At 63.0% G+C, this 23,962-nt stretch carries 18 protein-coding genes and 1 riboswitch; of the genes, 8 read left to right on the forward strand and 10 right to left on the reverse strand.

What is annotated here, in order from left to right:
• Positions 1–16: 16 nt before the first annotated feature.
• Positions 17–1,537, reverse strand: coding sequence for an FAD-dependent oxidoreductase (locus tag ACF8O8_RS16560; protein ID WP_392510007.1), 1,521 nt, complete (start codon positions 1,535–1,537; stop codon positions 17–19).
• Positions 1,538–1,702: 165 nt separating this feature from the next.
• Complete coding sequence (locus ACF8O8_RS16565; protein WP_350297853.1) at positions 1,703–3,031, reverse strand: MFS transporter; 1,329 nt, start codon at positions 3,029–3,031, stop codon at positions 1,703–1,705.
• A gap of 163 nt (positions 3,032–3,194) precedes the next feature.
• Between ACF8O8_RS16565 and ACF8O8_RS16570 the strand changes: the two genes are divergently transcribed.
• Both ACF8O8_RS16570 and ACF8O8_RS16575 read left to right on the forward strand, forming a co-directional pair.
• Positions 3,195–4,292 (forward strand): sugar diacid recognition domain-containing protein, encoded by a 1,098-nt coding sequence (locus ACF8O8_RS16570; protein ID WP_019438637.1) that lies wholly within the window; start codon positions 3,195–3,197, stop codon positions 4,290–4,292.
• 141 nt (positions 4,293–4,433) lie between these two features.
• Positions 4,434–5,573 carry a glycerate kinase gene (locus ACF8O8_RS16575; protein ID WP_392510008.1) on the forward strand — a complete coding sequence of 380 codons (1,140 nt, stop codon included), beginning with the start codon at positions 4,434–4,436 and terminating at the stop codon, positions 5,571–5,573.
• A 19-nt stretch (positions 5,574–5,592) separates the two neighbouring features.
• Here ACF8O8_RS16575 and ACF8O8_RS16580 read toward each other — a convergent pair whose 3' ends face one another.
• On the reverse strand, positions 5,593–6,492 hold the full coding sequence (locus ACF8O8_RS16580) for a LysR substrate-binding domain-containing protein (protein ID WP_392510009.1): 900 nt from the start codon (positions 6,490–6,492) through the stop codon (positions 5,593–5,595).
• 127 nt (positions 6,493–6,619) lie between these two features.
• Between ACF8O8_RS16580 and ACF8O8_RS16585 the strand changes: the two genes are divergently transcribed.
• Complete coding sequence (locus ACF8O8_RS16585) at positions 6,620–7,660, forward strand: SMP-30/gluconolactonase/LRE family protein (protein ID WP_392510010.1); 1,041 nt, start codon at positions 6,620–6,622, stop codon at positions 7,658–7,660.
• On the opposite strand, the gene ACF8O8_RS16590 is transcribed toward ACF8O8_RS16585, so the two are convergent.
• The 4 genes from ACF8O8_RS16590 to ACF8O8_RS16605 all read right to left on the reverse strand — a co-directional run bounded on the left by ACF8O8_RS16590 (position 7,650) and on the right by ACF8O8_RS16605 (position 15,522).
• The gene (locus ACF8O8_RS16590) at positions 7,650–8,630 is read right to left on the reverse strand and encodes a site-specific integrase (protein ID WP_079732525.1); all 981 of its coding nucleotides are present in this window, start codon (positions 8,628–8,630) and stop codon (positions 7,650–7,652) included. The genes ACF8O8_RS16585 and ACF8O8_RS16590 overlap by 11 nt on opposite strands.
• Positions 8,631–8,690: 60 nt before the next feature.
• The gene (locus tag ACF8O8_RS16595) at positions 8,691–11,006 is read right to left on the reverse strand and encodes a putative bifunctional diguanylate cyclase/phosphodiesterase (RefSeq protein ID WP_392510011.1); all 2,316 of its coding nucleotides are present in this window, start codon (positions 11,004–11,006) and stop codon (positions 8,691–8,693) included.
• An 81-nt stretch (positions 11,007–11,087) separates the two neighbouring features.
• Positions 11,088–12,071, reverse strand: a complete 984-nt coding sequence (locus ACF8O8_RS16600; RefSeq protein ID WP_392510012.1) for an SCO family protein — start codon at positions 12,069–12,071, stop codon at positions 11,088–11,090.
• 55 nt (positions 12,072–12,126) lie between these two features.
• Positions 12,127–15,522 carry an Ig-like domain-containing protein gene (locus ACF8O8_RS16605; RefSeq protein WP_392510013.1) on the reverse strand — a complete coding sequence of 1,132 codons (3,396 nt, stop codon included), beginning with the start codon at positions 15,520–15,522 and terminating at the stop codon, positions 12,127–12,129.
• Positions 15,523–15,773: 251 nt separating this feature from the next.
• Positions 15,774–15,888, forward strand: a riboswitch (TPP riboswitch).
• A 78-nt stretch (positions 15,889–15,966) separates the two neighbouring features.
• Between ACF8O8_RS16605 and ACF8O8_RS16610 the strand changes: the two genes are divergently transcribed.
• From ACF8O8_RS16610 to codA, 5 genes are all read left to right on the forward strand, one after another.
• Positions 15,967–16,614 (forward strand): TenA family protein, encoded by a 648-nt coding sequence (locus ACF8O8_RS16610; RefSeq protein ID WP_010954070.1) that lies wholly within the window; start codon positions 15,967–15,969, stop codon positions 16,612–16,614.
• Positions 16,611–17,276: a thiaminase II gene (tenA, locus tag ACF8O8_RS16615; RefSeq protein WP_049587920.1), complete on the forward strand. Its 666-nt coding sequence runs from the start codon at positions 16,611–16,613 to the stop codon at positions 17,274–17,276. The genes ACF8O8_RS16610 and tenA overlap by 4 nt, the downstream gene beginning before the upstream one ends.
• Before the next feature lie 228 nt (positions 17,277–17,504).
• A complete protein-coding gene (codB, locus tag ACF8O8_RS16620; RefSeq protein ID WP_392510014.1) occupies positions 17,505–18,770 on the forward strand; it encodes a cytosine permease in 1,266 nt (421 codons plus the stop codon).
• On the forward strand, positions 18,767–19,984 hold the full coding sequence (locus tag ACF8O8_RS16625) for a PucR family transcriptional regulator (protein WP_392510015.1): 1,218 nt from the start codon (positions 18,767–18,769) through the stop codon (positions 19,982–19,984). The genes codB and ACF8O8_RS16625 overlap by 4 nt, the downstream gene beginning before the upstream one ends.
• A gap of 4 nt (positions 19,985–19,988) precedes the next feature.
• A complete protein-coding gene (codA, locus tag ACF8O8_RS16630; protein ID WP_392510016.1) occupies positions 19,989–21,230 on the forward strand; it encodes a cytosine deaminase in 1,242 nt (413 codons plus the stop codon).
• A gap of 13 nt (positions 21,231–21,243) precedes the next feature.
• On the opposite strand, the gene ACF8O8_RS16635 is transcribed toward codA, so the two are convergent.
• The 3 genes from ACF8O8_RS16635 to ACF8O8_RS16645 all read right to left on the reverse strand — a co-directional run bounded on the left by ACF8O8_RS16635 (position 21,244) and on the right by ACF8O8_RS16645 (position 23,876).
• A complete protein-coding gene (locus ACF8O8_RS16635; RefSeq protein WP_392510017.1) occupies positions 21,244–22,191 on the reverse strand; it encodes an ornithine cyclodeaminase family protein in 948 nt (315 codons plus the stop codon).
• Positions 22,188–23,177 (reverse strand): threonine/serine dehydratase, encoded by a 990-nt coding sequence (locus ACF8O8_RS16640; RefSeq protein ID WP_121783515.1) that lies wholly within the window; start codon positions 23,175–23,177, stop codon positions 22,188–22,190. The genes ACF8O8_RS16635 and ACF8O8_RS16640 overlap by 4 nt, the downstream gene beginning before the upstream one ends.
• A 93-nt stretch (positions 23,178–23,270) precedes the next feature.
• Entirely contained in the window at positions 23,271–23,876 is a 606-nt protein-coding gene (locus ACF8O8_RS16645; protein WP_104887618.1) for a transcriptional regulator, read from the reverse strand.
• Between the last annotated feature and the right edge of the window lie 86 nt (positions 23,877–23,962).

Below are 23,962 nucleotides of genomic sequence, written 5' to 3' on the forward strand. Positions count from 1 at the left end.
CATTGAAAGGCACCCCTCAGCCAATGAGCGCCAAAGCCTCCTGCAGGCTCAAGGGGCGCTTCAGGCGTTGCGACAGCGTCGCCATGGCATCGGAGTAACCCTTGGCGATAACGGCCTCGACGCGTTCATCCACACACTGCAGGGCAACGAAATCGCCTTTTTCCGGCTCACCGACGAATTCGATGCGGTTCCAGTCCCTGGCATGGCCTAGTACTTCATAGGTACGGCCATGCTGGTAGGTCCAGAAAAACGGTACATCGGCATAACGGCGTTGTTCGCCAAGCATGTTGGCGGCGGCGATCACCCCGTGTTGCTGGGCCAGGCGCCAGTGCTCGATGCGCACCGGGCGCCCCGTGAGCGGGAACGTGGCGATATCGCCGGCGGCCCACAAACCGTCAGCTGCGCGCATTTCTGCGTCGACCCTCACCGATTTGTCTTCGCCAAGCGGCACGCCTTGAAGGAACGCGGTGGCGGGCCTTACCCCGGTGCCGAGCAGGACCAAGGGGGTCTGCAGCCGTTCACCATTGGTCAGTTGCACCGCTTCGACCTTGTCCAGGCCTTCGATCCGCTCGACCTCGGTGGGGCCGTGGAAGGTGATGCCTTTTCGTTCATGCAGCGCGCGAATGCAGCGCCCGATCCGCTCGCCCAACTGTCGGGCCAGAGGGACTTCATGGCGCGAGACCACATGCACCTGCACGCCATACTTGCGCAATGCCGAGGCTGCCTCCAGGCCGATGAAACCGTCGCCGACGATGACCACTGGTTGGCCAGGCTCGGCTGCGTCGAGCAACCGTGCAGCATCTTCCAGTGAGCGGAGGGTGAACACCCCGGGCAGGTCGGCACCGGGAATGTCAGGGCGCAGTGCTTTACCACCGGTTGCCAGCAGGCAGGCGTCGTAATCGATCTGCTGACCGTCGGCGAGGGTGACCTGGCGCTTCTGGCTGTTCAGGGTGCGTACCTTGCCGTACTTGCGCTCCAGCTGGCCCTTGCGCAGGGCGTCGGCTTCGAGCAGCGCGGGGACCTCATCGGGCGGCATCTGCCCGGCAATCACGAATTTGCTCAGAGCTGTGCGATCGTAGGCCGGCTGGCGCTCCTGATCGATCCATACCAGCCGCCCAGCGAAGCCATGAGCCAGCAGGGTGGCGACGGCGGCGCTGCCGGCGGCACCGGCGCCGACCACTACGAAGCAGCGGGCATCGCTGTGCCTGGGCGGTTCGGTTGCCGGCAGGGGCTGGTCATCGACCCAGACTTCATCGCCCTTGATCCACGCCTTGTAGCGGCGCAGGTCGGCGAGTGCAGGCGGCTCACAAACCACACCGTCGTCAACGGCGAACGCAGCTTTGTGCCAAGGGCAAACCAGCAAACCGCCGCAGACTACACCTTCGTCGAGTGGGGCCCCGGCATGGGGGCAGTTGCCTTGATAAGCGTGTACCTGCTCCCCTTGGCGGACGAGGATGAGTTCTTCGCTACCGGCCTGCACGCGCAGGGGGCGGTGTTCGTCGAGCTGGGCCAAGCGGGCCACGGCGTACTGGGTCATGGGGCTTCTCCAAAGGGGCCTTTGGAACCATTTGACGCCTGGGGCGGGAAGGGGATGCGTTGAGCTGACGATCGGTGGAGGGTGTGGATTGGGTGGGCTTCATTGCAGGCTTGCCCGCGCCCATAGGCTTGAAAACCTGTGGGAGTGGGCAATCCGGCGAATGCCTCAACTCGCCCGGGCAGTACTCAGCGAACCCGCTCGTGTTACACGCAAGGCCACCAGGCTACCCAATACGATCAACGCCGCGAGCGAATACAGTGCGGCATCGGTTGAGCCGGTCTGGTCCTTGATGAACCCGACCAGGTACGGGCTGAGAAAACCCGCCATCTGGCCTACCGAGTTGATGATCGCCAGACCTGCCACGGCGGCTCCGGCACTGAGCAGCGCAGTCGGCATTGGCCAGAACATCGGCAAACCGGTAAGCGCGCCCATGGTGGCGATCGACAAGCCAAGAATGGCAATGGTCGGGTTGCCGGCGAAGTTCACCGCAATCAGCAGGCCGACGGCGCCCATCAGCATTGGCACCACCAGGTGCCAGCGGCGCTCGTTGCGCAGGTCGGCCGAGCGCCCGCAAAGGATCATGAATACACCCGCCAGCAGGTACGGGATGGCGCTGAGCCAGCCGATCAGCAGCGGGTTGTCGAAGCCCATGCTCTTGATGATCGAGGGTAGCCAGAAGTTGATCGCGTACACGCCGCTCTGGATGCAGAAGTAGACGAAGCCGAAGGTCCAGATCAGCGGGTTGGTCAACACCGCCAGCACGCTGTCGCTGGTGGTGCTCGGTTTGCTTGCAGCATCGGCCTGCAGGTCGGCAGCGATCAGCTGACGTTCAGCCGGGCTCAGCCAGGCGGCTTTCTGGTAGCCGTCACTGAGCAGGAACACCGCCAGTACGCCCAAGGCCACGGTCGGCAGGCCCTGGATCAGGAACATCCACTGCCAGCCGGCCAGGCCGTGCTGGCCGGCGGCGAAATGTTCGAGGATCCAGCCGGAGAACGGCCCGCCAAGCAGGCCCGATACCGGGATCGCCGACATGAAAAGGGCCATGATGCGGCCGCGCCGGGCCGCCGGGAACCAGCGCGAGAGGTACAGCACCACACCCGGGAAGAAGCCGGCTTCGGCAGCGCCGGTGAGCAGGCGCAGGGTGTAGAACTCGGTAGGGGTGGTGACGAACAGCAGGCAGGTGGACAGGCTGCCCCAGGCGATCATCATCAGCGCGATCCAGCGCCGTGGGCCGAAGCGATTGAGGGCCAGGTTGCTTGGCAGGCCACACAGTACATAGCCGATGAAGAAGATGCCGGCGCCAAGGCCGTACACCGTTTCGCTGAATTTAAGGGCGTCGAGCATCTGCAGCTTGGCAAAGCCGACGTTGACGCGGTCCAGGTAGTTGAACAGGTAGCAGATGAAAATGAACGGAATCAGCCGCAAGGTGATGCGCCGGTACAGCGCGTTGCGGGTGGTGTCCGTGCCTTGGTCAGGGGCGGGGCTGTGTGCCATGATCGGGTTCTCTGTTGTTATGGTTTTCGCCGCGTCGCCTGTTCCGGCGCTCGCCCTGACGAGTCTCGGGGACTGCGGCTAGCCTGTCTTTGTGCTTTTGCACAGCGCTTGGCCCAGGCTGCTGTGCCCGAGCCCAAAAGCCAAACACCTAAAGGACCACGCAATGTTCGAACTCGACCATGACCTGGCGCAGGATATCGTTGACCGGGCAATGGCCATCTTGCCTTGCAACGTCAATGTCATGGACAGCCAGGGGTTGATCCTGGGCAGCGGTGAGCCGGAGCGTATCAACACCCGTCACGAGGGCGCGCAGCTGGTCTTGGCCAATGGCCGGATCGTCGAACTGGATACCGACGCGGCCAAGTGCCTGAAGGGCGTGCAGCCCGGCGTGAACCTGCCATTGATGCTCGATGGGCGGCTGATGGGCGTGTTGGGCCTGACTGGCGACCCGCAGCAGGTGCGCACCTATGGCGAGCTGGTGCGCATGACCGCCGAAATGCTGCTGGCCCAACGCAATTTACAGGCTGACCAGCAATGGCGAAGGCAGCGCTGTGACGACCTGCTGGCGCTACTGCTCGGCGGCAGCGGTAACTCGCCGCGCTTGCTGGACGAAGCCCGTCAGTTGGGCCTGAAACCTCAGCTACCGCGGATACCGTGCCTGTTCGAGATTACTTCCGGGCCACCTGCCGAGGCGCTGGCCGCATGGTTGATGAGCCGTTATCCGGATAGCTGGTGCGTCAGCCCGGCTCGCCAGTCGTTGCTGTGGTGCCGCCCGGCAGGCGTGGCACTGGATGAACTGCGCCTGCTGGAACGCCTGCAACGCCACGGCTGGGACATTGAGCGACTGGCCCTTGGTAGTGCAGCGCAGAGCCTGGAGCAGTTACGCCGTGGTTACCGCCGGGTGCGTGACTTGCTGGCCTACGGCCGTGAGGTATTGCCCAGCGAACGATTGCTCAGCCTGCAGCGCTACCGGCTGCCGGCGCTGCTGTGGCGCCACCGTAACGACGACGCGCTGGACGAGCTGCTGGAGCCGTTGCAGCGCATCCGCGCCAAGGACAGCAGTGGCCAGTTACTCGCCACCCTGCGCGCCTGGTGTGCCCATGACGGCCAGAGCCAGTCCTGTGCCGATGCCCTGGGCATCCACCGCAACAGCCTGCGCTATCGACTGGAGCGCATAGCCGAGCTGGGTGAGGTCGACCCGCTACGCCTGGAGGGGATGCTCAGTTTGTATCTGGGGTTGCAGCTGTTGCCAGCTGACTGAAGTGTTCACTTGCCGACGATTGGGCCAGACCAGGCAAAAAGGCATCTGCCCAAACAACCCGGCCGGCGTTTTGTGCATTTGACCGAGGTCACCTTGGCTGCCACCTGTCAGCATGCCGCTCATCAGGACAGGAGAAACCCCATGAAGATCGTCATTGCCCCCGACTCGTTCAAGGACAGCCTCGACGCTGCCGGTGTCGCCCGCGCCATCGCTGCGGGCCTGAGCGAAGCGTGGCCGGAGGCTGAACTGGTCGAGTGCCCAATGGCCGACGGTGGCGAAGGCACCATGGAGGTGATCCTGGCCGCCAGCCGCGGTGAATTGCGCCGCCAGACCGTGCGCGGGCCACTGGGGCAGTACGTCGAGGCTGGCTGGGGCTGGTTGCCGCAAAGTCGCACCGCAATCATCGAAATGGCCCAGGCCAGTGGCCTGCAACAGGTGCCAACAGGCCAACGCGATGCTTGCCGCAGCAGCACCTGGGGTACCGGTGAACTGATTGCCGCAGCTCTCGACGCCGGCGCCCGGCGTGTGGTGCTGGCCATCGGCGGCAGCGCCACCAACGATGCCGGCAGTGGCATGTTGCGAGCACTTGGCCTGCGCCTGCTGGATGCTGACGGGCAAGCGCTGGAAGAGGGCGGCCTGGCCTTGGCCAAGCTGGCCCATATCGACGCCAGCGGCCTCGACCCGCGCCTGGCCGGGGTGCAGTTTGAAGTCGCGGCGGATGTCGACAACCCCTTGTGTGGCGCCAACGGCGCATCGGCGATCTTCGGCCCGCAGAAAGGTGCCAACCCGCAGCAAGTGGAGGCGCTGGACCACGCGCTGAATCATTTTGCCGACCATTGTGCGCTGCTGTTGGGCGAGGATGTGCGCGATTACCCTGGTTGTGGCGCGGCCGGTGGCATGGGCTTCGCTGCCCGGGCATTCATGGACGCGCAGTTTCGCCCTGGGGTGGAAGTCGTGGCTGAGCTGGCTGGCCTTGACGCCCTGGCACAAGGGGCAGATCTGGTGGTGACGGGCGAGGGGCGTTTCGATGCCCAGACACTGCGCGGCAAGACGCCGATGGGGGTGGCGCGGGTTGCCAAGCGCCATGGCGTGCCGGTGGTGGTACTGGCCGGGACCTTGGGGGAGGGGTATCAGCAGTTGTATGCCCATGGGGTCGACGCTGTATTTGCACTGGCCAGCGGACCGATGAGCCTGGAGCAGGCGTGTGCAAATGCTGCCGCGCTGTTGCAGGCCAGGGCCTGTGATATCGGTCGGCTGTGGCGCTGCGCGAAGCGAGGCTGAACACCCTGTAGAAATGGCCTTATTGCTGAGTCTCGAACATGGCAATGAAGTTGGCCAGCGCTGGCGAAGCATTCTGGGCGCTCCATTTCATGTACAGCCCAAGCCCTGGGGCGGGCTGGCCATCGATAGGGCGTATTGGGCAAAACCGCACGCGTTCGCGCGGGGTCGAGCGGACGAACGACTCCGGCACCAGGGCCACGCCAAAGCCGCAAGCCACCAGACCCAGCAGGGTGTGGATCTGCGCCGCCTCCTGCACGACCTTGGGGTAGAACCCGGCCGACTCGCACAGCGCAACCAACTGTGCGTGGTAGCCCCCGCCCAGCGCTTGCGGGGTGAACACGAAGTCCTCATCGGCAAACTCGCGCAAGTCGACGGCCTCGAAACGCGCCATGGGATGGCTGGCGGGCAGCGCCATGACGATCTGCTCGTCAAGCAGCAAGCGAGCCTCCAGGGTGCCGACCGGCAGCGGTAGCCTGCGCATGAAGCCGATGTCCGCCTCGCCGGCCAGCAAGGCCTTGGCCTGAGAGGCAGATGGCATCTCGCGGATGGTCAGCTGTACGTTTGGATAAGTCTCCCGAAAGCGGCGCAAGCGGATGAGCAGCGAATCGTAATAAGCGATGGAAATGGCCGTGATGGTCAGTTTGCCGCTGACCCCCGCAGACACGTTGCGCGCGTACTCGATCCCTTGTTCCAGTTCAGCAAGCGTGCGGTAGGCGGTGTCGAGAAACGCTGCACCCGCTGCGGTCAGGCGCACCCCGCGCTTGTTGCGCAGAAGAAGGCCGAAACCGAGCTTTTCCTCGAGCCGGTTGATCGCCTGGCTCAGCGGCGGTTGCGCCATGTGCAGGCGCTGTGCGGCCTTGTGAAAGTGCAGCTCTTCGGCCACGGCGATGAACTGCCTGAGCAAGCGTGTTTCGATCATCCAGCATTCCTGCAGCGTGGCGACTCGGCGGTGATATCCATGGGATATCAAAGTTGCATGCTTTTAATATTAAGTCATTGATTTTTTTGTTGATATCGTAAGAAAGGAGAATTGAAGGTAGCCAGAAATGCCCGTTACTCACCTGGCCGGTGCGCTGTGCCATCCCACTGATTGCACCTTGCGCGCCAGCAATAGCCAGCACATCGCCACCCGCTTCAACGAACACAGCAGTGTCAGCCACACTCGGGACCTTGACCGTGTGCAGGTGGCCGAGCGCTGGAGCCGCATCAAGGAATGCAGTTACGTGCCGGTCAAAGTGGCCAACACGCGCGCGGACCTTGGTGAAAGCCTGGTCTGGGATGAACGCAGCGGCGTGCTGTACTTTGTCGATATCTCTGGCGGGCGCATCAACGGCCTGACACCCGATGGCGAAGTCGAGTGCCTTTACGAGTCTGCCGCGCGCATTGGCGCCCTGGCGCTGACCGACCGGGGCAACCTGATTTTCACCGAGGATGCCAGCGTAGCCCTCTTCGATGTGCCAACACGCAAGGTGAGCCAGCATTCGGCATCGGTCCATCCGCGCTCGACTTACCGCTTCAACGATGGCGCCTGCGACCCACAGGGACGCTTCGTCACCGGCCTGATGGACGAGGCCCTCAGTGACAATACCGGGGCGCTTTTTCGCTTTGACTGGCAGTTGAGCGACCAGGTGATTCACGATGACATGGGCTTGCCCACCGGCCTTGCCTGGTCGCAGGACGGCCATACGGTGTACTTCGTCGATTCGGCGGCGCGTGCGATCTACCGCGCCGAGTACCTCATCGAAGGCCGGCTGGGCGCTGTCAAGCTGTTTGCCGAAACCCCCGCCGAACTGGGGCGGCCGGATGGTCTGGCGCTGGACCGCGAAGGCGGGCTGTGGGTGTGCCAGTACCATGGCAGCTGCCTGCTGCGCTACGACCGCCACGGGTACCTGACCGACCAGGTGTTGATGCCAGTACCGTGCCCCACCAGCTGCTGCTTTGGCGGGCCCGGGATGAACACCTTGTACATCAGCACCGCGCGTTACGACATGACGCCAGAAGACCTGCACCATTATCCGGACGCTGGCGACCTGTATGCCATCCGCCCGGAAACGGGCGGCGTCGCCAGGCACAGCTTCAAGGAATAAGCGGTTGCACCTGACTGGCCGGTAGCACGGCCAGATCGCCAAAACGCTGCGCCGAGTCGATGTAGCGCAGCGCCGACTTGGCGTCTTTCCAGCCCACATAGCTCATCAGCGACTTCAGTTCCCAACCATTGGCCGTGGCCCAGGTGGCGAAGCCACGCCGTAGCGAGTGGCCGGTATACAGCGCCGCCGGCACCCCGGCGCGTTCCAGCATGCGCCGCAGCAGGCCCACCAGGCTGTTGCTGTTGAGCGCGTTGTCGCCAAGGTTGCCCCAGCGGTCGAGTTTGCGGAACACCGGCCCATGGGCAATACCGGCGACTTCAAGCCATTGCAGGTAGGCAGTGACAGGGCACAAGGCCTTGAGCGCAGGGGTGCGGTGCTGGACGCCCAAGGCTTCGCGGTCGCCCTTGCTGCGTGGCAGGAAAAGCGTAATGCCGACACCGGCTTGTGCCTGGATGTGTTCGATGCGCAGGCGTGCCAACTCATCGCCGCGAAAACCACGCCAGAAACCCAGCAACAGCAAGGCGCTGTCACGGCGAGCCCGGCGCAGGGCTGCCAAATCATGGTGCTCGCGGGCTTGTCGGGCTTCTTCTTCGAAACACGTCACAGCGGTTTGCAGGTGTTGCAGCAACAGCGGGGCGGCCTGTTTGGGTGGCGTCGGGTGCAGGGTGCGGATGCCGCGTAGCACCTGACGCACCAATGGCGCCTTGGTCGGATCGGGGAAGCCTTGGGCGACGTGCCATTGGCTGAGCGCGGCCAGGCGTTGGCGCAGGGTACTGACTGCATGCTGGTCGGCGTGATCGGCCAGGTAGCGGGCGATACTCTCGGCGGTGGCCGGGAGAAAGCCGCCCCAATGGCTCTCGAAGTGCTCGATGGCGGCCTGGTAGCTGCGCCGGGTGTTGTCACGGGTGGCGGCGCGAAGGTAGCGCTCGATATCGGTCATGGTGCGGGTGTCGGTGTGTGATCGGTACACGATAAACCGAAATGCGTTGCCTGTCCTTGCCCAACGCCCTCGGCAAGCCTGCCGTTGCGCTCAGTACACGCATGCCTTGTCCTCGATACCGTTGAAGGGCGGGTAAGCCCACAGCTGCGGCAGCGACAGTGGCCGGCTGAAGTGGTAGCCCTGGGCGATATCGCAGCCGGCAAGCTTCAGGTACACCACCTGTTCACGGGTTTCCACCCCCTCGGCCACCACTTCCAGGCCCAGGCGCTTGGCCAGGATGATGGTGGAGGACACGATTGGGCTGTCGTCATGGCTGTTGGACAGCGCCGCGATCAGCGATCGATCGATCTTCAGCTTGCTCAGGGGCAGTGAATGCAGGTGGGCAAAGCCGGCGTAGCCACGGCCAAAATCGTCCAGACTGATACCCAGACCTGCGCCGCGCAACGTATGCAGGTGCGCCACCGCCGTGCCTTCGGGGTCGAGGATGGTGGTTTCGGTAATTTCCAGCTCCAGCTGCTGAGGCGCGATGCCATGATGCTGCAACTTGCTCAGCAGCCGGTCAGCGAAGTCGGCTTGACGCAGTTGCAGGGCGGAGACATTGACGGCCAGCCGTGTCTTGCGGCCTTGGGCATCCCAGCTCGACAAGGCTTCACAGGCCAGCTGCAGTACTTCCCAACCCAGCTCGACTATAAAGCCACTGCGCTCGGCCAGGTCGATGAAGCGGTCCGGGTACAGCAGGCCGAACTCGGGGTGGTCCCAGCGCACCAGCGCCTCGTAACCCTGCACCTGGTGGGTGTCGAGGCGCATCTGCGGCTGGTAGTGCAGCACGAACTGGCGTTCGGCCAAGGCACTGCTGAAGGCCTGTTCAAGGGTGAACGCCTGGATATCGGCCAGGTTCAGCGAGGGGTCGAAAAAGCGATACTGCGCGCGCCCTGCCTGCTTGGCCGAGTACATTGCCGCATCGGCACTGCGTATCAGGCTGTCGATGTCCTGGCCATCACGCGGGCAGATGCTCACCCCTACACTGGGGCTGGTGTTGACCTCTTGGCCATCCAGGGCGTAGGTGGCCGACAGTTTCTGCACCAGTTCGTGGACCCAGGCGTTGATCTGCTCCTCGCTGCGCTCACCGGCCAGCAACACCACGAATTCGTCGCCGCCAAACCGCGAAGCCTCGTCGCCGGGCTCCAGCAGGCGCTGGATACGCCCGGCCACAGCCTGTAGCAGCAGGTCACCAATCTTGTGGCCGAGCGAGTCGTTGATCGACTTGAAACGGTCCATGTCGATGAACAGGATCGCCATCAGTCGGCGCTTGCCACGCTGCCGAGTCAGCACCTGGCTGGCCACTTCGACGAACTGGCGGCGGTTGTGCAGGCCACTGAGGTGGTCGGTGGCGGCGGCGTGGCTGCTGCGCCGATGTTCGTCCTCCAGGCGCACGATCAGCTGCTGATTGACCTGCTGGGCATGTTCCAGCGCGTCGAACGCCTCCTGGCGCTTGCGCAGCAGGCGCAAGGTCCATAGCAGGCTGGCCAGGATCATCAGGGTCATGCTCAGGTTCAACCAGAACTGCCGGGAATAGGCCAGCGTCGAGGGTGCGAGGATTTCTGCCTGGCGCTGGCTGACCACCACGCTGAAGCCTTGCTCGGGTACACGGCGGTACACGCTTTGGTAGGCATCACCCGCTACGTACTGGGTCAGCATGCCCGCTTCGGTGTTTAGCGCCGGCAGCGGGGGCTGCAATAGGTCGCCGGCAGTCACCACGCCGCTGTTGTCGATGCGCAGCCGCTCCAGGCCGTCATCCTGCAGCAGACGCACCAGGCCACTGTTGCCCAGGTCGATAGACTGGAACAGCACCGCCAGGTAGCCGACGTCCAGATGCACCAGCAAAATGTTGTCGATTTCCCGGCCGGTCGAATTGGTCAACGGCAGCAGGAAGGGCAGGCGCCAAGTGGGCAGGGCAGCGGTTTGGCTGACAGGTTTAATGCTTGGCAGGAAAGGTTTGAAACCGTAGCGATCAATGTGCCGCTGCAGTTGGCGCAACCAGTCTGCCGGCAACTCGGCGGCCTCATCGGTATGGCTGGCCGCTAGCAGCCGGCCTTGTCGGTCGTACAGGCTCAAGCGCTTGAACACAGGGTCTGCTGCCAGGCTGAGGTTGCCTTGGCGCCGCGCTTTCATGTCGTCCTGGGTAACACGACCCATCGCCTGGGCGCGGTCGACAAGCTGTCGGAGGTTTTCGCCCACGATGCTGGCCAGGTTCAGGTGCTCGATGGCCTTGGCCGACAGTGCATTCTGTCGGGCGGCGGCTTTCTGGGTGACGTGCAGCCCCCAGAGAAAGGCCAGGGTCGCTGCACAGAGCATCAGGATAAGCAGTCGCAGAAGGCTGGTGGAGGAAAGCGAACGGCGAATCACTGCTGATAGTTCCCGACCCTGGGTGATGCTCGGAAAATACGACAATAAGATGACAGCCTGATGACTGGTGGCCAATAGCCTTTAGGGGATTCCCCTATTTTTCACGGGCGTCTGCAGGCGAGCCGTTTCCTCCTCGAGGTAGCTTATCAATGCGCTGACTTCGGCATCGCCCAAGCGCATGTTGGGCATGGCCAGGCGGTTGTATTGTTCGAACAGCAGCATGGCCAAGGGGTCTTTTTCGGCCAGCATCTGGTCGGGCACCTTCAGCCAGCGGACCAGCCAGTTGGCGTCACGCTGACGGGTCACGCCCAGCAGGTCGGGGCCGATGCCTGGCTGGCCTGGCTCGGTGTTGCCCACGGTATGGCAGGACGAGCAACGGGTACGGAATATCTGCTCGCCGCTGCTGGGTGAGCGGATTTGCGGAGCCTGAGCGTAGTCATTGCTCTTGGCGCTGGCCTGCTTCCAGTTGTGCAGGCTGTTGCCCAGGCGGTCGGCGAGGATGTACGGGCTTTCGAAAGGCGAGGCTTTCATCCAGCGGCCGGTGGCCTGGTTGCCGATGATGAGGCTCAGGTTGTGGTCTTTGGAGCGGCCGTTTTCCAGGCCATCGATCCACAGCCCCAGGCTGCGGCGTAGTTGCTCGATGTCGTCGGGTTCGCCGGTCAGCAAGGTCCAGCCTGGGCCGATGCCGAACTTTTCGGCATAGCGTTTGAGGGTGGCGGGGGTGTCGTTATAGGGATCGATGCTGATGGAGTAGAGGAAGATGTCTTTGCCGACCCGGTCACCGAGGATTTTCTGTACCTGGCGCAGGCGCGCGGTTTCCACTGGGCAGGAATCGGAGCAGCCGGTAAAGATGAAGTTGATGGCGACCACCTTGTCCTTGATCAGGTCGTCGAAGAAATGCACTTTTTCGCCATCCTGGGTGAGCAGGGGGATGTTGGGGAAATAGCTGGCCCCCCAGGGAGAAGCCGCTGCTTCGGCCACCGTTCGTTGGGGTTGCAACGGCCAGAACGGAATGCTGGTGGCGAACAACGCCAGTACCAGCAGGAATCGCCATGAGCCGGGCATGATGCGGTCCTCGTGGGTTGGCTGATGGGGGCCGCATGGCGGCCCCGCTTTGCACTCACTTGTATGTGACTGGCGCTGTCACCGTCTGGCCCAGCGTTGATTTCACCGTGACCGTCGCTGGCGTGGCCGGGCCAAAGCCGGTGGTGGTCACCGATACTCGCCAACGGGCCCCCGTAGCCGTGGCAGTCAGCGTCGCGTTCCCCAGGCTTACCGGACCACCGGTGGTTGCTGCAGTCACGCTGATGCTGTTGCCCGTGGCCACCGTGGTTGTCCCCTGCACATCCCAGGTGAACCGGTTCCCGCTACGCAGTTGCACTGTGGCACTGGTGACCTTGAGCTCGTCGGCCGCCACTGCTGGGGTGACGGCGATGCTGACCGTGGCCGGGGTCACCGAGTCGGCCCCCTTGGTATCACGCGCCGTGTAATTGAAGCTGGCCGTGAACGGCGTGGCGACCGTAGCGGGTGGGGTGTACGTCACTGTGCTGCCGTCCGTGCTCACGGTACCCTGGCCGGAGTCCGGCTGGCTGAGGCCGGTGACCGTGAGCGGTACGTTGCCGTCCGGGTCGCTGTCGTTGGCCAGCACGTTCAGGGTGATCGGCTTGCCTGCAGTCGTTGCGGCACTGTCGTTGGCCACGACAGGTGGTTTGTTGGCCGGGTCGTCATCGTCGTCATCGGTTTTGGTGCGGAACGTTGGCAGGCCTACCGAGGCCATGTAACGCACGCCATCCCATCCTGGCAGCGGGGTGGGCATTACCTGGAACTGCCCCGGGTGTTCAAGGTCCCAGCGCAGCAGCATCGAAGAGTCCTCGTGCTGGGTGTTGTGGCAGTGCTCCATGTAGGTGCCTGCGAACTCGCGGAAGCGGATGGCCATTTCCACCTCTTCGGACGAATCAGGTTCCGACCCGATACGGTACACATCCTTGCGCGCCCATTTTTCCCATTCTGGCGGGGCCTTGCCGTCGCGGCTAAGAATCACGCCTTCCTCGAAGTGCACGTGTACCGGGTGGCTCCAGCCATTGCCGCCGTTGACGATTTTCCACACTTCCAGGGTGCCGTCGCCGCTGAAACCACCGTCGGTGGACTGGTTGGCCAGTTGCGGTGCGGCACTGATACGGCGTGGGTCCATGCTGTAGCCAAAGCCGCCGTCGGTCTTGATGGTCCACGGGGTGGTGTCCGTGCCGTCAGAGCGGCCAAAGATGAACTCGCGGTGGCGGGCATCCTTGAGTTTGGCCTGGTCGGCTGCGGCGTCGCGGTCAATGGGCAGGGGCAGCATTTTCAGGCCAGCAGCCTTGCCTGGCTTGGCCGGCTCATAGGCTACCGGGTCCATGCTCAGGTCCTGGCCGGTGTACGGCTGCACCCACAGTTGCAGAAACTTGCCGACAGCCGGGTCGCCGTTGTCCCACTGCGGGCCTTTGCTGGTCTGCTTGATTACCGCCTTGTATTTTTCCGACAGCACGTCGGCCAACGGGATAGCTTGCTTCGGACCTTTGCCGGAGTCGTGCTCCATCAGGTTGACGAAGTACAGCTTGTCGCCTGCCTTGATGCCGTTCTTGGCGAAGTTGATGATGATGTCGTAGCGCTCGGCAATGGCCTGCAACGGCAAGACGCCGTTGTTGTCCTGCAGGTTGCCGTCACCATTGAGGTCCATCGTGCCGTCGAATGGCACCGCGTGTTCCATGATATTGCCGTCGTTGGCGATCATGTGGAACGGCACCCGCGCATACGACAGGTTGGAGCCGGACGGGCCTTTGAACTCACCGCTGTTACCGGCAATCTCCCGCACCACGGCGAACTTGAAGTAGCGCGACACCGAGCCGTTGAGGAGACGGAAACGGTAACTGCGCGCACGCACCTTGAGCCTGGGCTTGTACTGCCAGTTGACCAGAATCTGGTCAGCGAGGAAGCCGTCCGTGTTGAACGGGTTGAACCACAGCTGGCCATTGGCATCCCAGGCTTTGTCGGCAATCACCAGGTTGACGTCATAGTCACGGTTACCCCAAGGCATGGCTGAACCGCTTGGGAAGCGCAGGTTGACGCCGTCCTGCAGGGCCTCGTTGCCGCGGTCCAGGGCGCTGTAGTAGTTCATCATCACGGCGTTGCCTTTGTAGACGTTCTGCGCCGTGAAATCCATCATGTGGTCGTGGAACCAGTGGGTACTCATGGTTTCGCGCCAGTCGCCACGAATCTTGATGCTGCCGTTCTCGCAGGTTTTCAGGCCCGGTGAACCATCGTTGACGAACAAGGTTTCACCCGGCGAGCAGGGGAAAGCGGCACGCGGGTCCTGGGCACGGGTGTTGATGGTGTCGTAGCCGGCCAGCTGCACCGGCCAGCGGTAGTCGTAGTACTGGCCGGGGAAGAAGTACGCGTTGGCAAAGCCGTCGCTTTCGGCCGGGGAGTGGCCGTTGTGCTCGTGGGTCGAAATGGTATGCAGGCCAAAGCCACCGTTGGCCGAGGGGTCAATTGGCAGGGCGTTGTAATGGCGCATCAGGATCGGCTGGCCGTAGCGCACCATCAGCAGTTTGGGCGGGAAGGTGCCGTCGAAGGTCCACAGCGATTTGTGGTTTTGCAGCGGCATGTTCGGATGGAAGCGTGTGTCGATGCCCTTGGTGGTGCCCAGCGTGGTCGGAATGTCGGAGGTCTGGTAGTACAGGCCTCCCGGGGCGAATTCACCGACGGCATAGTTGTGCAGTTGCTTGCGGTCGCGCAGGCCGAGGTTGATGCGCGCACCGGCCTGGGCGGTCTTGAACGCTGCCTGCGGGTAGAACTCGTTCCAGCGCTGGTGCGACCAGCCTTTTCCTGGTGGCCGGCCTTCAGCGGGCGAGCCGACCGGCTGGCGGTTGAGGAACATCTCGATCTGCGCCTTCCATGGGTTGCGGTCCAGCACGTTGGCGTACTGGGTCGGGAACGGGTACAGGCCGGGTTGCTTGAGGAACGCTTCCAAAGCGCTGCCACTGGGTCCGCTGCGTGCCACCACGTTGGGGTCTTGCGCGGGGGCCGCGCCGAGGGTCGGTACCGGGAAGGTCAGATCGGGCACCGGCGTGGTCGGGTCGAGCTTCTCTGACCCGAATTCTTCGAACAGTAACAGTTGCTGGGTGAATGGTTGCGCACCGAACAACGGGCTGGGTTTGCCGTTGGTAGGATACTTGTCCGACGTTTGCAGGGCAGGTGGCAGCACGTTGTCGGTGCGGACTGTGTTGCGGTCGCCATACACGCCATCGGTCAACTCCAGCGAGCCTTCGTTGGCCTCTGGCATGGTGTTCAGCTCAAGCAAGGCAGACGTCGGGTCGTCCGGCTGGTCGGTGTAGGCCGACGGGTCGGTTGGCGGGGGCATGCTGTTGTCGTCGAGGGGAGAGGCCATGGCCGTGATCAACCCGAGGCTGATCATCAGTGCAGTGACAGAGGTCAGTTGGAACGCGCGTCTGGACGCGTGGCTCACAGCAGGTGTTTTCATTGGCTTAAGCCTCTTTTTGCGGCCTGAGGGCCTTAGGCCATCAATGGCGTTTTGCCCGTTAAATGGCCATCAGCAACAGCTATGCCAACAGATATTTCAGTAATCCTTTGACATACAAAACCTTGCGGCGTCTGGCGTGCACTCAAAGATGGCGCGTCAAGAATGGGGACAGATACCCATTAGCGGGTCACCATTGCCCACAGTTTGGGGAGTTGGACTAGTGACAGGCGCGGCGCCCTCGGGTATACCTGAGCGCCACCAAGGGGAGCCCGGCAATGGGCTGAGAAACCGCTGAACGCTACAGCGCGGTGACCCTTCGAACCTGATCCGGATCATGCCGGCGAAGGGATGGGGCTTGTAACCTGCCTTTTTGCCGGCCTCACTGCGAGGCCAGTCCATGTCAATTGCCAAGGTCTCGCTGTCACCCTCATCAAGGACAGCAACATGACCGAACGTTTCAGCCAGTCCCTGCGCCGCCAGAGCGAGCCGACCTGGTCGGCGGCCGTTGGCCACCGTTTCGTGACCCGATTGTGCGACGGCAGCCTGCCTGACCCGATCATGGTCGACTACCTGGTCCAGGACCACCGTTTCCTCGACAGCTTCCTGACCCTGCTGGGCGCGGCCATCGCCACCGCTGACACGTTTGAAGCCCGCCTGCGCTTCGGCCGCTTTGCCGGGATGATCTCCAGTGACGAGAACACCTATTTCCTGCGTGCCTTCGAGGCCTTGGGTGTCCGCCCGGCGCAACGCAGTGAACCGGCCGATACCGCGCCTACCGCAGGTTTCAAGGCGATCATGCGCGAAGCGGCAGCCACCCGTTCCTACGCAGCGGCACTGGCGGTGCTGAACGTTGCCGAAGGCCTGTACCTGGACTGGGCGCTCAAGGCGCCGAAACCGATGCCGGACAACTTCGTCCATGCCGAGTGGATTACCCTGCATGACAACCCGGCATTCCAGGCATTCGTCGCTTTCCTGCAGGCCGAACTCGACCGCGTCGGCCCGCAGGAGGCCGCATTGGCAAGTGACTTCTACCAGCGCACCGTGGCGCTGGAGCTGGCTTTCTTCGATGCTGTGTACCCGGAGGGCAAATGAGCATGGATATCTTCGAGCGCCTCAAGGCCGCTGCCACGCCACAATGGAACCGCTACGTAGACCATGACTTCGTGCGGCAGATGGGCGCAGGCACGCTGAGCGAGGAAGCGTTCCGTACCTACCTTGTGCAGGATTACCTGTTCCTGATCCAGTTCGCCCGCGCCTGGGCGTTGGCCGCCTACAAAAGCCGCCGCCCGGCCGACATTCGTGCGGCGCAGGCCGGGCTGTCGGCGATCCTGGATGAAACCGAGCTGCACTTGCGACTGTGCGCGCGCTGGGGCTTGACCCAGGCAGACATCGAGGCCGCGCCAGAGCATCAGGCCACGGTGGCATACACCCGTTATGTGCTGGACTGCGGCGCAGCGGGCGATCTGCTGGAGCTGCATGTGGCACTGGCACCTTGCGTGATCGGCTATGCCGAAATCGGCCGGACCCTGGCCGAGCGCATTGGCGACTTGAGCAATCACCCCTACCGCGAGTGGATTGGCGAGTATGCCGGGGAGGGCTACCAAGGGGTGGCCGCAGCAGCGCGCAAGCACCTGGATGAACTGGCCGCGCGCAGCATGACCGAGCAGCGGTTCGCCGAACTGGCAGGGATTTTTGGCCAGGCCTCCAGCCTGGAGGCGGATTTCTGGCAAATGGGGTTGGACGGGACCGTGTAAACCGCCGTGGGCTGGGTGATTACTACCCAGCCCAGGACCGCTTTGGTGCATGGGCGCCTCAAAATAAGTCGTCCCGCACACTCCAGATCGTCAGATCGCAGCTTTAATGTGCACAGTGCATATGGATTTCTGGGCGAACAGCCCGATTTCTTCCGGGTGGCGGCGCAGGAAAAAGCGGCCCGCATATTGCTCTTTCTGCTCCCAACTACAAACCCGGAGCCCCGTGCAATGAGCTCACCCAGCGAATTTCCCCTCAGCGAAGCCCCCCAGTCCGCCCGCAAGGGCCTGCTGCCGATCGCGATGGTCTTGTTCAGCTTCACCTTCTTTACCGGCACGATGTTCGCCGGCGGCAAGCTGGGCATGGCATTCAGTTTTGTCGACATGCTGTGGGTGGCTACCCTCGGCAACAGCCTGCTGGCCTTGTATGCCGCAGCGTTGGCCTTCATTGCCTCGCGCAGCGGGCTGAATACCGTGTTGATGGGGCGCTTCTGTTTCGGTGAAGCGGGGAGCCGGCTCTCGGACTTTCTGCTGGGTTTTGCCGAACTGGGCTGGTATGCCTGGGGTGCGGCCACGGTGGCGATCGTGCTGGTCAAGCTGCTGGGGCTGGCGGATGGCTTCGGTATGCCGTTGATGGTGCTTTTCGGGCTGGGTTTCAGCATTACGGCCATTATCGGTTTCAAGGGGCTGGACCTGCTGTCGCGGGTGTCGGTGCCATTGATGTTCGTGCTGCTGTTGGTGTCCATGTACATCGCCACCCGCGATGCCGGTGGCTTTGCCGGCCTGGCTGCAGTCGTCCCGCATGAAACCATGACCTTTTCGGCGGCAGTGACCATGGTCTTCGGCACCTTCGCCAGTGGCGCCACCCAGGCCACCAACTGGACACGGCTGGCACGCAGTGGCCGGGTAGCGGTGATCGCCAGCGGGGTGGCATTCCTCCTTGGCAACGGCCTGATGGTGGTGGCCGGGGCGTGGTGCGCGATGGTTTACCAGCAGGCCGATATCGTCGACGTGATGATGCTGCAGGGCCTGTCGTTCGCGGCCGTGGTGATGCTGTGCCTAAACCTGTGGACCATTCAGGGGCCGACCATCTACAACGTGTCGGCCGCCGCCTGCCACTTGTTGCGCAGCGAGCGCCGGCGCACGGCAACGCTGGTGGCGGCCGGGGTTGGCATTGTGCTGGCGATGGGTGGCATGTACGAAATGCTGATCCCGTTCCTGGTGCTGCTGGGGTCGATCATTCCGCCGGTGGGTGGGGTGATCATGGCTGACTTCTGGTATCGCCACCGCGGCAAATACCCGCCACTGTGTACGGCAAACCTGCCTCGCTACAACCTCACCGGGCTGTTTGCCTATGCCGTGGGCGCTGTACTGGCCTATGCCTCACCGTGGGTCGCGCCGCTGGTGGGCATCGCCGCCTCGGCAGTGTGCTACATCGTCATTCTGGAGCTGGGCGCACGCCGCCGCGCGCCGGGCCAGGCGGGCGTCGAGCCGTGAGCCTGGCGCTGGACGAGATACTGCATTTGCCCGGTCTGCACGAAATGCAGGTGCGGGCCGGAGCGCGCAACCTGCAGCGGCGGGTACGCTGGCCTTACGTGGCGGAGAACGAGGGTATCGCCGAATGGGTGATGGGCGGTGAACTGGTATTCGTCACCGGCATCAACCACCCGCGCGGCGAAGCCAACCTGCTGAGCCTGGTGGAGGATGGCGACGCCGTGGGCATTGCCGGCATGGTGATTCTCACCGGCGGCAGTTTCATCCAGAGCATCCCGGCGCCCGTTGTCGCGCGCGCCGAGCAGTTGGGCTTGCCACTGATCGAACAGCCCTACGCGCTGAAGATGGTGGTGGTCACCCACCTGATCGGCACTGCACTTGTGCAGATGAGCCAGGTACGCCGCTCGCGCAACGACATCCTTGGCCAACTGCTCACAGGCGACTACCCGAGCCTGGCAATTGCCCGGCAACGGGCAGCACACCTGCAACTGGCGCTGGATAAACCGCGGCGCCTGCTGGCGTTGCGCCTGACGGGCGTGAACGGCTTGTTCGAGCGCCACGGCCTGGCGTACGGCGAGCGTACCTGGCAAGCCACCCGCCAGGCCCTGGAAGACCAGCTCGAAGCCTGGTGCCGCCAGCGCCCCGGCAGTGTGACGGCGCAGTTGCCGGGCGACCTGTTCGTGGTGCTGCTGGCCGATACACAGGACTTACCCGAGACGTTGGGCGCGCTGTACCGGCAGCTGCAAGCCGCGACAGGTGAACTGGGCCTCTACATGGGCCTGTCGAGCCTCGCTGACGATTGCGCGCTCTATCGCCAGGCCCTCAACGAGGCACGCCAGGCGCTGGATGTGGCGCAGCATCTGCGCCCGGCCAACGGCTATTGCAACTTCAGCGAGCTCGGCGTATTGCGCCTGCTGCAAGGTATTGTCGACCGTTCGCTGGTCGACGATTTCGTCAGCCGCACCCTCGGCCCGCTGATCGCCCCTGGGCGCAAACACGCCCATGCTTTGGTGCATACCCTCGACGCCTTGCTCATGGAAAATGGCAACGGGCTCAAGGCCGCACAGCGTCTGGGGCTGCACCGCAACACGATCAATCAGCGCATCCAGCGCATCGAACAACTGAGCGGGCAGTCGCTGGACGACCCGCTTTTTCGCATGAATGCTTCGGTCGCCATGCTGGTATGGCGCATGAGCGAAGCCCACGGCAAGGAGTAACTGCATGAACATCATCAACGCACGCCTGCGCGGCAAGCCTGGCCTGTTCCGCGTCGAACTGAACGGCGAGCGCATTGCCGCCATCGTGCCCCAGACCGACGTCGTGGCGCCTGTTACGGCCAATGACCTGGACGCCGGGCAAAACCTGGTGGTCGCGCCCTTTGTCGAGCCGCACATTCATCTTGATGCCACGCTGACCGCGGGTGAGCCGAAGTGGAACATGAGCGGCACGTTGTTCGAAGGCATTGAACGCTGGTCGGAGCGCAAGGAAATCACCACTCACGACGACATCAAGACCCGTGCGAAAAAAACCATCGGCATGCTGGTGGACCACGGTATCCAGCATGTGCGCACCCATGTCGATGTGACCGACCCGAAACTCACCGCGCTCAAGGCCATGGTCGAGGTGCGTGACGAGGTGCGTGAGCTGATCGACCTGCAGATTGTCGCCTTTCCGCAGGAGGGCATCGAGTCGTACGCCAACGGCCGGGCGCTGATGACTGAAGCCGTGGCGATTGGCGCCGATGTCGTCGGCGGCATTCCGCATTTCGAAAATACCCGCGACCAGGGGGTATCGTCGGTGAAGTTCCTGATGGACCTGGCCGAGCGCACCGGCTGCCTGGTGGATGTGCACTGCGACGAGACCGACGACCCGCAATCACGCTTCCTCGAAGTGTTGGCCGAAGAAGCACGGGTACGCGGCATGGGGCCCCGGGTTACGGCCAGCCACACCGTGGCCATGGGCTCGTATGACAATGCGTATTGCTACAAGCTGTTCCGCCTGCTCAAGCTGTCGGGCATCAACTTCGTGTCATGCCCGACCGAGAGCATTCACCTGCAAGGGCGCTTTGACAACTACCCGAAACGTCGTGGCGTGACCCGCGTGGCCGAGATCGACCGCGCCGGCATGAACGTGTGCTTCGGCCAGGACTCCATCGTCGACCCGTGGTACCCACTGGGCAATGGCAATATCCTGCGCATTCTCGAAGCCGGCCTGCACATCTGCCAAATGCTTGGGTATGAAGACCTGCAGCGCTGCCTGGACCTGATTACCGACAACAGCGCCCGCACCCTGAACCTGGGCGAGCGCTATGGCATCGAGGTGGGGCGGCCGGCGAACCTGTTGCTGCTGTCGGCGCCGGATGATTACGAGATGGTGCGCAGCCAGGGACACGCGTTGGTGTCGGTACGCAATGGCAAGGTGCTGATGCAGCGCACGCCAGCACAGGTGCAACGTTTGCGCTGACGCTGTTGTAGCCTCAGGTGCACAGGGCTGCCAGGGCGTGGCTTGCGACTTGTGCATCCTGCACTGCAACACCGGTCAGGTCCGCCAAGGTAATCTGGCTGTCGTGCTCACGCCCCTTGGCACGGCCAGCCAGCAGCGTACCCAGCTCGATCAGCTGGTTAGCGTCGATGCGGCCACTGCCGAGGGCATGGGCCACTTCGCCGTACTGGCTGCACTGGGCGATGGCGTCGACGATGATGCGGTCCGCCCTTGCCACCAGTGCCGGGTCCAGTTCCTGCTTGCCGGGCGCATCGGCACCGACGGCGGTGATATGCGTACCCGGCTGGACCCAATCGCTGTGCAACAGCGCCTGGCGAGAAGGCGTGGTGCAGACGATCAGGTTTGCCGCGCCCGCAACCTCGGCAGCATCCTGCGTGCTGTGCACTGCGAAGCCCAGCTCGCGGGCAAATGCCGTATAGGCCGCAAGCCCGCGTTCATGCCGACCCCAGACAATCACCTGGCGACAATCAGTAACAGCGCGAAGCTGCTCAAGCTGCATCTGCGCCTGCATGCCGGTGCCGAGGATGCCAATGGCCTTGACCTGGGATGGCGCCAGCAGCCGGGCGGCGATACGCCCGGCCAATGCGGTGCGCATGGCAGTCAGCCAGCCTTGGTCCTGCAGCAGTGCCAACGGCTGACCGGTGTGTGCAGACAACACAAGCATCAAGCCATCATTGCTCGGCAGACCCTTGGACGGGTTGTCGTAGAAGCCTGTCGAAAGCTTGACGGTGAAGGTCGGGCTGCCTTCGATGTAGGCCGACTTCACGCAACAGTCACCGTTCGCGCCCTTGAATGCGAAGCCCTGTACGGGCGGTACCTGCACCTTGCCTTCGGAGTAGGCGATAAAGCCTTCCTCCAATTGGCTGACCGCGAGCTCCGGGTTGAAGCGGGCGATGATCTGCGCCTTGCTGAAGACCTTCATTGAACGGCCTCGAGGAACTTCTCCAGCAGGATGTTACGGCCACACAGGATCACCGCGACACGCTTGCCCTGATAGCGTTCGGCGAGCTTCTGCATGCCGGCGACCGCAACCGCTGCAGCGCCTTCGATGATCCAGCGCTCACTGCTGGCGATGTCGCGCATGGCGCAGCGGATTTCATCCTCGCTGACCAGCACGGTATCGGTGAGCAGCGCCTGGCAAAGCGGGAAGGTGATGGAGCCTGGCTCGACGCCGCCAGCTGTGCCATCCGACAGCGTTTCGCAGGCATCCAATTCGATGATTTCACCGGCCTTGAGTGATTGCTGCAGGGTTGGGTCATTTGCCGGCCAGCAGCCGATGATCTCAGTGCCCGGCTTGAGTACCCGCAGGGCGGCGCCGATGCCGGAAATCATCCCGCCACCGCCCACGGCGACGAACACCGCGTCCAGGTCTGGCGCCTGCTCGAACAACTCCACGCCTATGGTGCCCTGGCCGGCAATGACTTGCAGGTCGTTGTAAGGTGACACGAAAGGAACGCCCTGGGCCTTGGCTTGCCTGGCTGCTTCCAGCTCTGCACTCAGCGGGTCGGTGGGCAGGCAGACCACTTCGGCGCCCAGCGCGCGCATTGCCTCTGTTTTGTATGCCGATGCGCCCGTGGTGGTGTAGACCTTCACTGGCACGCCAGCCATCTTGCCGGCCAGAGCCAGGGCCTGCCCATGGTTACCGGATGAGGCGGCTATCACCCCCTGCTTGCGTGCCTCGGCCGGCAACAGGCGCATCTTGTTGCTGGCACCGCGAAACTTGAACGAACCGGTGTGCTGCAGGTGTTCGCATTTGAGCAGCACTTCACAGCCGGTCAGTGCCGACAAACGAGGGCTGTGCAAGAGCGGGGTAATGCTGACGGCAGGGCGGAGCGCCGCATGGGCGTCCTGAATGTTTTGGTGCAATGTATCAAGGAACTGGGCATCAACGGACGGGGTGGCTGGCATGACGGGTCCTTGCAGGTATGTGGATAATTTGTCCACAATAGAATTATATTCCACCAATAGCAAGAGCGTGTGCCTACAGCCAGGCAATACCGCCTAGGCCCTGACTTCCTTCAGGTATTTGTACACGGTGGCCCGCCCCATGCTGAGGACGTTGGCAACGTAATCGGCGCCGCTGCGCCCCTCGAATGCCCCCTCGGCATGCAAGGCCAGTACGAGGTTGCGCTTGTCTTTCATCTTCAAGGTCTGCAGCGACAGGTTATGCGCTTGCAGCCACGCTTGCAGGAAGGTGTTGATGCGCTCCTGCCAATCGTTGCGGAACAACGCATCCGGTTGCGGCTCCAGCCGACTCATCTGGAAGAACGCATCCAATGCCACACGCGCCTGTTCCAGCACCGACACGTTCAGATTGATGCACATCAGATACTCGGCTTCGCCTTGCGGATTGTGCAGCACAGTGCTGATCGAGCGGACCTTCTGACCGTTCCAGTTGAGCTTCTCGTAGGGACCAAGGTTGGTACCCTTCAAAAGGTCACCCAGTTCTGAACCGAGTGCCGAATCATCGCCGAGCTTGCGATGTGAGAAATTATTGGCGATATGAACGATTGTCTGGCCGCGTATCTCATGAATGACGACTTCCGCGTGGGGGTACAGCAGCAGGGCAATGCTTTCAGCGATTGCCTGGTAATTTTCCAGTGTCATGCATTAGCCAATGGTCTGTTGAAGAATGCCTATGGTGGCCCTGGAGAATACTGGGCACAAGACGGATCTTTTTACCGGGTCGGGAT

It is taken from the genome of Pseudomonas sp. TYF_14, from assembly GCF_043105275.1.
Taxonomy (GTDB): Bacteria; Pseudomonadota; Gammaproteobacteria; order Pseudomonadales; family Pseudomonadaceae; genus Aquipseudomonas; species Aquipseudomonas alloputida.